Here is a 12322-nt window from a genome sequence, read left to right on the forward strand (position 1 = left end):
CGACTTGACGGCGCTGGCGAATAGCCTCACGAACAAACCATGACCGACAGGCTTGTCAGCAGCGCACGTAAGGACGCGGATGCCTTCGAGGCGACGATCCGCCCGCAGTCGCTCGACGATTTTGTCGGGCAGGAGCAGGCGCGCGCAAATTTGAGGGTTTTCATCTCAGCGGCGCGCGGGCGCGGGGATGCGCTCGACCATGTGCTGTTCGCCGGGCCTCCTGGGCTCGGCAAGACGACGCTGGCGCAGATCCTGTCGAAGGAACTCGGCGTCGGGTTTCGGGCGACCTCAGGGCCGGTGATTTCGAAGGCCGGCGATCTCGCGGCGCTCCTGACGAACCTCGAAGAGCGCGATGTACTCTTTATAGACGAAATCCATCGGCTCAATCCGGCGGTCGAAGAAATTCTCTATCCGGCGATGGAGGATTTCCAACTCGATCTGATGATCGGCGAGGGGCCCGCGGCGCGCTCGGTCCGCATTGATCTACCGAAATTCACGCTGGTCGGCGCGACAACGCGCGCGGGACTACTGACCAATCCGCTGCGCGATCGGTTCGGCATTCCGGTGCGGCTCAATTTCTATACGGTTGCCGAGCTTGAGCAGGTGGTGGGGCGCGGGGCACGCGTGCTCGGAGCCGCGATGTCGCCGGACGGTGCACGCGAGATCGCAAAACGCTCACGCGGGACGCCGCGCATCGCAGGGCGGCTGCTTCGCCGCGTCCGGGATTTTGCGGCGGTCGAGGGTGCCGTCGTCATCAATGCCGAGGTTGCCGACCGGGCGTTGACGATGTTGGAAGTCGATGGCGAGGGTCTCGATGCGCTCGATCATCGCTATCTGGGCTGCATCCTCAAACATTATGAAGGTGGCCCAGTCGGCATCGAGACGCTGGCGGCGGCGCTGTCGGAACCCCGTGACGCGCTCGAAGAGATCGTCGAGCCGTATCTTTTACAGCAGGGCTTCATCGGGCGCACGCCGCGCGGACGAGTTCTGACGCTCAAAAGCTACAGGCATCTGGGCGTAAATAGCCCGGCAAAAGGGGCTTCGCCGGAGCTTCCGATTTTCGAGGATGGCGAAGGCGAGGCGTAACGCCGCTCCTCAACCAAAACTTAAAAAAGTTCATGGTTTGAACAGCATTTGCTGTCGAATGTCGGGGTTCGGCTTTCAAATCTGAAGATTTATGAGGGATTTGCAGTGATTAGCCGCCGCGATCTGCTGAAGATGACGGGCGTCGCAGGCGTCGGCTCGACGGCGCTCAGTGGCTATGCCGTCGCCGAAGCCTTCCGCGAGCATGTCACGACCTACGCATTTACGCCGCCGAACTGGACGCCGGGACTGACATTGCGTCTGGCGATTCTGGCCGATCTGCATGTTTGCGATCCGTGGATGTCGACCGAACGGCTCGAACGCATCGTGGCGCAGACAAATGCGCTCAATCCGGACGCCATCCTGATGCTCGGCGATTTTGTCGTCGGCTTGCAACTTGGCAGCTATTCCGGCGCGGTCAGCAACGAGGCGTGGGCTGCTGAGCTGGCGAAGTTGAAAGCGCCCTATGGCGTGCATGCGATTCTTGGCAATCACGACTGGTGGCAGTCGGCAGAGGTTCAAAAACGCCGCGCAGGTCCAACGCCGGCGGGACTGGCGCTGAAAGCCGTCGGTATTCCGGTTTATGAAAACATTGCCATTCGGCTGGAGAAAGACGGGCATCCGTTCTGGATTGCGGGGCTCGGCGATCAGTGGGCTTTCAAACCGCCCAAAGTTGAAAGCGACGAGGTGGTGCCGAGCCGGGATAGCGGATTGAGCTATGCGGGCGTCGATGATCTTCCGGCGACCATGCGCGCGATCGAGGATGATGCGCCGGTCATTCTCATGGTGCATGAACCCGATATCTTTCCGAGCGTTTCAAAGCGCGTGTCGCTGACATTTGCCGGCCACACGCATGGCGGTCAGGTGCGCATTTTAGGATATGCGCCGGTCGTTCCGTCGATCTATGGGTCGCGCTATGTCTACGGGCATATCGTTGAGGATGGGCGGCATCTCATCGTTTCGGGCGGCCTTGGTTGCTCGTCGCTGCCGATCCGGATCGGATCTCCGCCGGAAATCGTGGTCGCAGACCTCGGCGGGGCAAACGGAGGCGAAGTTTGAGCGTCGAGCAATGGCCGGATATCGCGGGCCGCATCGTCAATGATGCGAACGGCCAGCGGCATATTCTACCGGTCCGGGTTTATTTCGAGGACACTGACGCAGGCGGCGTCGTCTATCACGCGTCGTTCGTGCGCTATGCCGAACGTGGACGTACGGATTTTCTGCGGTTGCTCGGCACCGACGCGCGCCGCTTAATCGACGGCTCCGACAGCGGCGAGCCGGCGGCGTTCGTCGTGAGACGGATGACGTTTGACTATGCGCGCCCCGGACGGATGGACGATCTCCTGGAGGTCGAGACCCGTGTGAAAGAGCTCGGTGGGGCAAGCGTCACGCTTGAGCAGACGATCAGCCGCGACGGTGTGCGTCTCGTGTCCGCGGACGTCATCGTGGTGCTCGTTGCGATTTCGGGGAAACCGCTGCGTCTCAGCGGAGCTGTGCGGGAAGCTTTTGCCGCCTACGCGAAAGGCGCGAAAAGCTCGGCATCCTAAGGGCCTGCATCAGGGATAGGCAGACGTCGGCCGATTGCGGTCAGACACGGATTGAGCACCTTGAGTGGCTTATCTTGGCTCCGCCTGAGGCCAACGGCCGCAATTTTCGTGGATAAACGGGCGGATGCGGCGATGTCATGGGCTGTAGTAAGCCCTCGTTTGGTCATATTGGGCGGCAAAAGCTCTCCGCTCCATATGCGCATGGGGCGGGGGCGCTTGCTGCCGGGGTGGACGTCATTAGGCCGTCATACACTTTCTTCAACGGGCCGATGCTCGGCGCGTCTCATATCATTGGGTTCGCCTTGAGCGTTTCCCGGTGCTACCGGAATTCCAAGGCTCGTGCGATTGCGCACGGGTATCGCAGTTCTACGACATGGATGGTGAAATGAATCCCGCGGATGTCGCCCAAAGCGCCGTTGCACCGGTCTCAGCGGGTGGTTTTTCCTTTCTCGAACTTTTTCTGCACGCAAGCATCGTGGTGCAGCTCATCATGGGCGGGCTGGGGCTCGCCTCTATCTGGTCTTGGGCGATCATTTTCGAAAAGCTTCTGGCGTTCCGCAAAGCGCGCGTCGAAAGCGATCGTTTCGAGCAGCTTTTCTGGTCCGGCCAGTCGCTCGACGAGCTCTACACCAATCTGTCGCGCGGGCGGACGATCACGATGGCGGCGCTGTTCGTGGCGGCCATGCGGGAGTGGAAGCGCTCTGTCGAAGGCAACATACGCGCGCTCGGCGGCATTCAGCTTCGCGTCGAGAAGGTGATGGACGTTACGATCAGCCGTGAGATGGAACGGCTCGATCGACGCCTGCTTTTCCTCGCAACGGTCGGCTCGACAGCACCGTTCGTCGGTCTCTTCGGTACGGTCTGGGGCATCATGACGAGCTTCCAGTCGATCGCGGTTTCCAAGAATACGTCGCTCTCGGTTGTGGCGCCGGGTATCGCGGAAGCGCTTTTTGCAACCGCCCTCGGCCTGATGGCCGCTATTCCTGCCGTTATTTTCTACAACAAGTTCTCGGCGGATTCGGCTGCGATCTCGCAGCGTCTCTATGCATTTTCGGATGAATTTGCAGCGATCGTCTCGCGGCAGATCGACGTGAGGGCTTAGCCGATGGGAATGAGCGTCAAGGCGGGCGGAGGCGGTGGACGCGGTCGGCGTCGCGGCAAGCATATGCCGATGAGCGAGATCAACGTCACGCCAATGGTCGATGTGATGCTCGTGCTGCTCATCATTTTCATGGTCGCCGCGCCGCTACTGCAGACCGGCATCGACGTCAATCTGCCGGAAGCCAAGGGGCAGCAAATTCCGACGCCGAAGAAAGATCCTCTGGCGGTCACGGTGAAGGCCAACGGCGATGTTTACATCGGCGATTCGCAGGTTCCGCTCGATGATCTGGCGACGAAGCTCAAGGCCATCGCGCAGAACGGCTACGACGAGACGATCTTCGTGCGCGGCGACAAGGGTGTGAACTACGGTACGGTGATGGAAGTCATGAGCCGCATCAATCAGGGCGGCTTCAAGAAGTTGTCGTTCGTTCTCAACGGGGAGAAGGGAGGCACTTAGCGCCCGTAATCGCTAAAGGACGATACGTATGACGAACATGGATGCGCGTCAGCGCCCTCTCAAGACCGGTTCGTCGCGAGGCCTGTCGGCAGCGAAGGCTTCGGTCTGCGGCCGGTTCCCGTCGCAATTCGGACCGCTTCTTGGGCCGCAGTTTGGTGAGTATCGGCGGCCGGACGCGCCGCCTTATGTTGATTGTGGGTGCTGAACCGTGCCCTTCGGACTTGTTCTGTCCCTTCTTTTTCATGCCGCCCTTCTCGGGTGGGCGCTTTACGGCTTGCATTCCTCGCCGCCGCTGACCCCGGATACACCCGCGATTTCGGCTGAACTCATCACGCCGTCGGAGTTCCTGCGCCTGAAGCAGGGCAGCGAAGACGCCAAGCATCTCGAAACCAAGGCGAACGACAAGCCGACGCCGGACGACAGCAAGAACGATACGCAAAAGCCCGCCAATGCGCCGCCGCCTCCGCCGCCCCCGGCCGAGGAGCAGGTCGCGAAAACGGAGCCGCCACCGGAGCCCGAACCGCCGGACGCCGCAGAGCCTCCGCCGCCTCCACCTCCGCCCGAGGCATCGAAGTCCGAGCCCGATCCGATCGCGAAGAAGCTGCAGGAGACGCCGCCGCCTCCGGCTGCGAACGCGCCGCCTCCGCCGCCCGAGCCTGGTCCGACGCCTGAAGAAAAGAAGGCCGAAGAAGAAAAACAGGCTGCAGAAGCAGCAAAAAAGAAGGTCGAGGAAGAAGCTAAAAGGAAAGCCGAAGAAGAGGCAAAGAAAAAGGCCGAAGAGGAAGCCAAGAAGAAAGCAGCGGAGGAAGCGAAGAAAAAAGCGCTCGCCGAAGCCAAGAAGAAGGCTGCGGAAGAGGCAAAGAAAAAGAAGCTCGCTGCACTGAAGAAGAAGCGGCAAGAAGAGGCGCGCAAGAAGGCCGAGGCTGCCAAGAAGCAGTTCGATCCGAGCAAGATTGCCGCGTTACTTGACAAGTCGCCGGACGACGCGACGCCGAAAGCGTTGCTCGACAAGGACAAGCGGAAGAAGGGTCAGCAGGCATCTGGCTCGAAGAACGACGCGTTCGACACGGGCAAGGAAGCCGGTACGGCGACGGGCACCGATACGGTGCTTTCGGCCCGCGAGCAGGATCTGCTCAAGGGCATGCTGAAACAACAGCTCAACGGCTGCTGGCGGCCGCCGGGAACGGGCGGCGGCGAGGAAGTGCCGGTCGTCGCGCTGCATTGGGAACTCAATCCCGACGGCACACTCGCAGGCGAGCCGCAGGTGACGTCGGCGCCGAACACGACGGCGGGGCAGGTTTATGCCGAGGCGGCGCTTCGGGCCGTTCGGACTTGTGCGCCTTTCCATCTGCCGCCGGACAAGTACGAAGGGGGCTGGAAGATCATCGACTGGACTTTCGATCCGCGACAAATGTTGTAAACGCCTAAAAGTTGCTTCAATCGACCGCGAAGCGAGACAATCTTTGAACTCCCGGTTTGCCGGCAGTGACGCATGAGAGAGCCTGAATGATTCTGAAAGTCCGCCTGAAACGGCTGTTTTCTGTCGCTACGTTCGTCGCTGCCGCCATAGGGCTCGCTCCAGGGTTGGCGACGACGCCGGCCATGGCGCAGCTCAAAGGTACGCAGACGGAAGGCACGATTGCGCCGATCCCGATCGCAATCCCGACATTTCTTGGCGACGATCAGCAACTTGCGCAGCAAATCTCCGGCGTGGTCGAAGCAGACCTTGGGAATTCGGGTTTGTTCCGGCCGCTCGATCACGGGTCTTTTCTGGAGCAGGTGCGCGACGTCAACGCGCTGCCGCGTTTCAACGACTGGAGGTCGATCCAGGCCGACGCCCTGGTCGTGGGGCGTGTCGTCAATAGCGGCGACGGGCGAGTCGGCGCCGAATTCCGGGTCTGGGACGTGGCAGGCGGAAAGCAGCTCACCGGGCAGCGATTCTCAACGGCGTCCCGAAACTGGCGCCGCATCGGTCATATGATCGCCGACAGCATCTACGAGCGCCTGACGGGCGAAAAAGGCTACTTTGATACGCGAATCGTCTTCGTTGACGAGACGGGACCGAAGGAACGTCGCATCAAGCGGCTCGCGATCATGGATCAGGACGGCGCCAATGTCCGCTTGCTGACGCAAGGTAACGAACTCGTGCTGACGCCGCGGTTCTCGCCGACGAACCAGGAAATCACCTACATGGCCTACATGGCCGATGGCCAGCCCAAGGTTTTCATCATGAACCTTGAGACGGGACAGCGGGAACTGGTCGGCGATTTTCCGAACATGACGTTCGCGCCGCGATTCTCACCCGACGGCCAGCGCGTGATCATGAGTCTCGGCCGACCGGACGGCGGCTCCGACATCTACGAGATGGATCTGAGGTCGCGGCAGCCACGGCGACTCACGCAGTCGAACGGCATCGACACCAGCCCCAGCTACTCGCCCGACGGCAGTCAGATCGTGTTCGAAAGCGATCGCGGCGGCCGGCAGCAGCTATGGGTCATGAATTCGGATGGCTCCAACCAGCATCCGATCTCAGGGGGCGATGGCACCTATTCGACGCCTGTCTGGTCGCCGCGTGGCGACTACATCGCCTTCACCAAGCAGGCGGGCGGCCAGTTCATCATCGGCGTGATGAAGCCGGACGGTTCGGGCGAGCGGCAATTGACGTCGGGCTTCCACAACGAGGGGCCGACCTGGGCGCCCAACGGCCGGGTGCTGATGTTCTTCCGTGATGTCAGCAACGGCGAGTCGGGTGGGCCTCGAATCTATTCGGTCGACATCACCGGCTACAACGAGCGCGAAGTGAAGACGCCGTCGTTTGCATCCGACCCTGCGTGGTCGCCGCTGCTGAATTAGGATCGCGTTTACGAATGCGTCGTCACAAATATTAACGGCGATGGCAAAAGGACTCGAAAAGATACGCGATGCCAATGGGTTGCGCATCTTAACGCGGCTGGCAAAAGTGTTGAATTTTGCCCACTAAGCCCCGTTGCATTTTCGCATCTATGGGGTTGGAAAACTTGGGATTTGCCGCCTCCGTTCTTGATCCAAGACCGCCCTCCCGGTACCCCAGAGTACGGCTTTTGCCGGAATCGTATCAGGAGATATGACCATGCAGGGTGTGAAGGGGCTGATCCTTTTGTCAGCAGTTGTTGCGGCTATCGCTCTCGGCGCTTGCCGTCGCGAAGCTGAGCATGTTCCTCTGAAGCTTGGCGGCCCGGTCGCCAGCGACTCGGTTGCTCGCTAATTTAGCGCGTAATCAGGAACTTTAAGGAGACTACAATGAAGAGCGCAATCGTTCTCGCTACAGTTTTGGTTGCTGTTGCTCTCGGTGCTTGCCGCCGTGAAGCAGAAACGACGCCGCTGAAACTTGGCGGGCCCGTCGCTTCGGAGCAGGTTGCGCACTAAGCGCACCCTGACTTCTTAGTACTGCGTTTTTCATTATTGATCTTCAAGACCGAGTTGTGGGCGGGTTTCCGTCAACAACTCGGTCTTGAGCTTTTTAGGCCTGTCGTTCAAGTTGTCGTCACTGTGCTGACAAAAGATCAGAACAAGTGAGTCTCAAGTTCTTTGGTGCTCTCGCGCAATAATTCCGGGAAAACACAAAGAAAAGTGGTCGTAATTCAAATTAGTCGCACACACACCTCTAAACCCGATGGTAATAGATCCGGTGAGAGGCTGCTGCGGAAAGCCCAGATTGCCAGTTCGAAATACGACGGATCGGGGAGCTACCGCTGGGGAATCGGCCATATTTTCGGCTGAACGCTCCGCTATCGGCATAAGGGACAAACACTATCTCTTGGCGGACGGTACGCGGTGCGACTCGCGCAAGGGACGAGATCGATACGAAGGGGATTAGCGGAATGATGGCCACGTTTGCGCGGAGCTTGGGCCTGCGCCTTGCCGCCGTTTCGATTCTTGCCGCGACGCTCGGCGCATGTGCCAACAAAGACATGCAGCCCGACTCGCTCGCCAGCAAGTATGGCAATGCAACGCCCGGTTCGCAGCGCGACTTCACCCAGAATGTCGGCGACATCGTCTACTTCTCGACCGACTCGGTGGATCTGACGCCGGAAGCGCAGCAAACGCTCGTGAAGCAATCCCAATGGCTGCAGCAGTACCCGCAGTACACGATCACCATCGAAGGTCACGCCGACGAACGCGGTACGCGCGAATACAACATCGCGCTCGGTGCGCGCCGTGCGACGGCCGTGCGCAACTTCCTTTCGCAGCATGGTATCAACGGCGCGCGCATCCGTACGATCTCGTACGGCAAGGAGCGTCCGGTTGCGGTTTGCAACGATATTTCCTGCTGGTCGCAGAACCGGCGCGCGCAGACCGTGCTCAACAGCGGCGGCGTCGTCAGCCAGCGTTAGCGCTGGGCATCAACCGCGGGGGATCGGTTGGGCGTCGTTTCGCCCGCCGCCACGTGCTCGGTCCCGCCGAGTCGATGCCTGAGCGGTCTCGTTTGATAGCGGTTGCCGGGTGGCTCAATTCGGCAACACGTTAATAAACCTTTAACGTCATTTGCTATCAGCAAAGTTTGGCCCAATTGGCCTCGCATAAGGACGCCACGTTATTTTTAGTTGCGGCGCCCTTATTCAATGCGGATTTCGCGGACTTCAATTGTTGCGGCTGGCGTGATTTGTTGCGTCCTGGGCCTGATGGGCGCCTTGGCATCGCATGTCGGTGCGCAAGACAGCGATCCCGATGGCATTCGGGCAGCCGAACTTCTCGAAGACGGTCTGGATGCCTTGTCCGACCGCGCAGAAGATTCGGGCCGTCGGCTCCTTAATCGCGTTATCGACGAATATCCCGGCACGGCTGCCGCGTCGCGCGCCAAGCGAGCGCTCGCCTCGCTCGAGCGTGGCGAACTCGATCCGGAAGCGCGCCAACGGCTGAAAGCCGATGAGGCCGAACGGACGTCGGAATATCGGCATGCTTTCCTGCTGGATGTTGGCGATCGCGTCTTTTTTGCTGAGAACAGCGCCGCGCTTGGCGGTCGGGCGCGCAGCCTTATCGAGCAGCAGGCGCGCTGGCTGAGTGTGCGGCCGGATCTGTCTATCATGGTCATCGGCCGGGCCGATGGTGAAGGCGACAGCAAGGCGGCTCGCGATCTCTCGCTGCAACGTGCCCAGGCGGTTCGCGATCGTCTCGTGGTGGCTGGTCTGCCGCTGAATCGCATCGAGATCAAAGCCGCCGGAGATCTGGACCAGGTTGCGATCTGCGACAACGCCCTTTGCCGGGCGCAGAATCGCAATGCCGAGGTCCTGATCAACTACTGGCACGTCTATTCCGGCTGGCAAGCCGGTGCGCGGCGTTCCGGATTGGCAAATTCCACGTCCGGAACGGCAAGCCGGCAATTGCGCGATTCGGGCGATCAGATTTCTCAATAGGTTGTTGGGAAAGGTGGTTGATGGCGGAGTGCGACCCGGCGTAGGTGGAGACGCGGGAACACCTGGGGTAAGCTCCCGCAGCCGGCTGGCGGGAGAATCCTGTTCCGGCACGTGTCGCATCAACTGATCCGAGGGGCACAGCCGGGGATGGCCAAGCTTGCGCAAATCTACAGCACTGGCGTGAACGCTGGCATGGGCGCCTTTCAGGCCGTCGCCTTGATTGCGGTTCTGGCTCTCTCGTCCGGTCCGCTTTTGTCTCGCCCAGCCATGGCGCAGGCGAACGATGCGCGCGGGACGAAGGGCGGCGCGGTGGCGAATGCTTCTCCTGACGCGGCGCTCAAAGCGCGCGTTGATGCCCTGGAAGAGCAGCTTGTCGACATGCAGGTCGTCGTCGGGACTTTGGAGACACTTGCCAAGAACGGCGGCGGTGCCGGTGGGGCTGCATCGCAACCCTTCCCATCGGCCGGAAGCGGTGCTGATACCGCGCGGATCGAAAGCCTCGAAACGCAGGTCCGGGCGTTGACGGCACAGGTTCAGCAGCTCACGGAACAGATTCAAGCGCAGGGCGGCGTGCAACATCGAACCGACCTTCCGGGCGGACCTGACACGGCTTCGCTCGGGAGTGGCAACGGAACGCCGCAAGCCGAGCCCGCGGCTATTCCAGGTTTCGGCTCGACGACAGTTTCGCCGGGGAATGGCGGCAACGATGCCATCGGCGGGCTTCTGAACAAGCAGGATCAGCAAGGGCAGGCCAACGGCTGGTCGTCTCCACCCGGCGCGGGCGTTTCGACGGCGGCTCTGCCGCCCACAAGCGAAGCGCCGGGCGATCCCAAGCAAGCCTACGAGACGGCGTATGGCTATCTGCTGCAGCGCGATTATGGTTCGGCGGAAGCGTCCTTCAATGATTTCCTGAAGAAGTATCCCAACGACTCGCTCGCGGGGAACGCCCAATACTGGCTCGGCGAGACGTATTTTGTGCGCGGTCAATACAAGGCGGCGGCGGGCGCGTTTCTCAAGGGGTATCAGACTTATGGGCAGAGCGGTAAGGCGCCCGACAGTCTGTTGAAGCTCGCGATGTCGCTGGACAGGCTGGGTCAGAAAGAGGCAGCTTGCTCATCGTTCTCGGAGCTCGCCGCGAAATTTCCGACCGCCCCGCAGAGCGTCAAAGGCCGGGCGCAAAGCGAGCGTCAGCGGATCGGCTGCCAATAAATCTATGTTCGCCGGCCTTTAGGGCGTTTGCCGGCTGAGAGTTTGCCCGTGCGTAGAGCTTTGCAATCGCCGATTAGCACTGTCGAAGCGGATGCCGCGCTGGCGGAGCTCGCGCGTTTCGATCATGTCGTGCTTGCGGTGTCCGGCGGTCCGGACAGCATGGCGCTGATGGCGCTCGCGGCTGAATGGCGTGCCCGTTTCGAAGGGCTAAAGCCAAACGTCTCCGTCGCCACTGTCGATCATGGTCTGCGCGCCCGCTCGCGCCACGAAGCTGAGATGGTGGCTGTCGAGGCGCGGCGCCTCGGTTTGCCGCACGCTATTGTGAGTTGGGACGGAGAAAAGCCGACCTCGGGTCTGTCGGCCGCCGCACGGGAGGCGCGCTATCGTCTGCTCGAAACGCACGCGAAAACGATTGCTGCGGCCAACATCGCAATCGTCACGGCGCATCATCGTGACGATCAGGCCGAGACGTTTGCGATGCGGCTTGCGCGCGGGGCGGGCCTGGATGGTCTTGCCAGCATGCGTAGCGAACGGCCGTTGCGCGATGGCGCGGCGATCGTGCTGATGCGGCCGCTGTTGGCTTTTCCGAAAGCGCGGCTGTTGGCGACGGTCGCTCAGCGCGGCATCAGCTATGCCGAAGATCCGACGAACCGCGACCGGCGCTATGAGCGGGCGCGCGTTCGCTCGGCGCTGGAGCAGATGGAAGAGGCCGGTCTGTCGTCCGAGGCCATTGCAACGTCCGCCCGGCGCCTAGGCGAAGCTCGCGAGGCCTTGGCCTACGCCGAAGCGCACTTCGTGGCATCGCTTGATCTGTCATACGGCAACGACGTTTTCGCGAAGCTCGATCGCCGGGCATTCGAGGCTGGCCCGGCATTCCTGCGACAGAAAGTTCTCGCGCGGCTTATCGCGCGATACGGCGGCGCAAGTCCGTCACCGCAACTTTTCGAGGTTGAGGACTTGGTGGCGCGTATGCAACGCGATGCTGCCTCAGCGGCAACACTGGGTGGAGTGGTAGTATCGAGCGGCTCGCGCTTCGTGCGCGTCTGGCGTGAGGTGGGGCGGCTCGGACAAGCCGAGATCATGCTGTCCGTCGGTGAGTCGACCGTCTGGGATCAGCGTTTCGTCGTGCGGTTTGCGCCGGATCAGGCCGATATGACCGATGCCGTCACGGTTAAGCCTTTGGGCGAAAAGGGCTATGCGGCCATCGTGCCGCGCCTTGCGCCGACACGTCGGCCGCCGACCCGTGCGGCACAGGCGCTGCCGTCATTTTGGATCGGGGACAGGTTCCTTGCGGCCCCTTCTCTTGCCCCATTCGCGTTATTCGATGCAGCGCCGCTCGATCCAAAGGCATACGAGATCAGCCCCTGGCTGCCGCTGCCAGATCTTAAGGAATTGACCGTACGGTCGGAGGCCAAAGGTTGGTAAATGGCCGAACTTGTGCGGCGTTACGCTGGCACCTATGTTAGGGTCTAACTTTGGGGGCAGCAGTGCCGCCGAGCACGCGCCGATTTGGTGCCGGTGGCACCATCAAG

General features: G+C 61.2%; 13 protein-coding genes. All 13 read left to right on the forward strand.

The features are described 5' to 3' along the window. Nucleotides 1–39: 39 nt before the first annotated feature. The 13 genes from ruvB to tilS all read left to right on the forward strand — a co-directional run bounded on the left by ruvB (nucleotide 40) and on the right by tilS (nucleotide 12215). A complete protein-coding gene (ruvB, locus tag RLW41_RS15510) occupies nucleotides 40–1086 on the forward strand; it encodes a Holliday junction branch migration DNA helicase RuvB (protein WP_013946646.1) in 1047 nt (348 codons plus the stop codon). Nucleotides 1087–1191: 105 nt separating this feature from the next. Beyond that, nucleotides 1192–2142, forward strand: coding sequence for a metallophosphoesterase (locus RLW41_RS15515; protein WP_414462038.1), 951 nt, complete (start codon nucleotides 1192–1194; stop codon nucleotides 2140–2142). Next, nucleotides 2139–2630, forward strand: a complete 492-nt coding sequence (locus RLW41_RS15520; protein WP_414462039.1) for a YbgC/FadM family acyl-CoA thioesterase — start codon at nucleotides 2139–2141, stop codon at nucleotides 2628–2630. The genes RLW41_RS15515 and RLW41_RS15520 overlap by 4 nt, the downstream gene beginning before the upstream one ends. 385 nt (nucleotides 2631–3015) lie before the next feature. Beyond that, nucleotides 3016–3732, forward strand: coding sequence for a protein TolQ (tolQ, locus tag RLW41_RS15525; protein WP_024275511.1), 717 nt, complete (start codon nucleotides 3016–3018; stop codon nucleotides 3730–3732). Between the two features lie 3 nt (nucleotides 3733–3735). Next, on the forward strand, nucleotides 3736–4188 hold the full coding sequence (tolR, locus tag RLW41_RS15530) for a protein TolR (protein WP_013946652.1): 453 nt from the start codon (nucleotides 3736–3738) through the stop codon (nucleotides 4186–4188). Between the two features lie 208 nt (nucleotides 4189–4396). Continuing rightward, entirely contained in the window at nucleotides 4397–5608 is a 1212-nt protein-coding gene (gene tolA, locus RLW41_RS15535) for a cell envelope integrity protein TolA (RefSeq protein ID WP_409562531.1), read from the forward strand. An 86-nt stretch (nucleotides 5609–5694) separates the two neighbouring features. Further along, nucleotides 5695–7041 (forward strand): Tol-Pal system beta propeller repeat protein TolB, encoded by a 1347-nt coding sequence (gene tolB / locus RLW41_RS15540; protein ID WP_409562532.1) that lies wholly within the window; start codon nucleotides 5695–5697, stop codon nucleotides 7039–7041. Nucleotides 7042–7297: 256 nt separating this feature from the next. Next, the gene (locus RLW41_RS15545; RefSeq protein ID WP_256380100.1) at nucleotides 7298–7432 is read left to right on the forward strand and encodes a hypothetical protein; all 135 of its coding nucleotides are present in this window, start codon (nucleotides 7298–7300) and stop codon (nucleotides 7430–7432) included. A 35-nt stretch (nucleotides 7433–7467) separates the two neighbouring features. Further along, a complete protein-coding gene (locus RLW41_RS15550) occupies nucleotides 7468–7593 on the forward strand; it encodes a hypothetical protein (RefSeq protein WP_256380101.1) in 126 nt (41 codons plus the stop codon). Between the two features lie 455 nt (nucleotides 7594–8048). Further along, a complete protein-coding gene (pal, locus tag RLW41_RS15555) occupies nucleotides 8049–8561 on the forward strand; it encodes a peptidoglycan-associated lipoprotein Pal (protein WP_013946655.1) in 513 nt (170 codons plus the stop codon). Nucleotides 8562–8849: 288 nt separating this feature from the next. Beyond that, nucleotides 8850–9581 (forward strand): OmpA family protein, encoded by a 732-nt coding sequence (locus tag RLW41_RS15560; RefSeq protein WP_409563235.1) that lies wholly within the window; start codon nucleotides 8850–8852, stop codon nucleotides 9579–9581. 147 nt (nucleotides 9582–9728) lie between these two features. Next, nucleotides 9729–10790, forward strand: a complete 1062-nt coding sequence (gene ybgF, locus RLW41_RS15565) for a tol-pal system protein YbgF (RefSeq protein ID WP_414462040.1) — start codon at nucleotides 9729–9731, stop codon at nucleotides 10788–10790. 48 nt (nucleotides 10791–10838) lie between these two features. Then, the gene (tilS, locus tag RLW41_RS15570) at nucleotides 10839–12215 is read left to right on the forward strand and encodes a tRNA lysidine(34) synthetase TilS (RefSeq protein ID WP_414462041.1); all 1377 of its coding nucleotides are present in this window, start codon (nucleotides 10839–10841) and stop codon (nucleotides 12213–12215) included. The last annotated feature ends 107 nt before the right edge of the window (nucleotides 12216–12322 follow it).

The sequence above is a fragment of the Hyphomicrobium sp. DY-1 genome (assembly GCF_047497105.1).
Classification (GTDB): domain Bacteria; phylum Pseudomonadota; class Alphaproteobacteria; order Rhizobiales; family Hyphomicrobiaceae; genus Hyphomicrobium_B.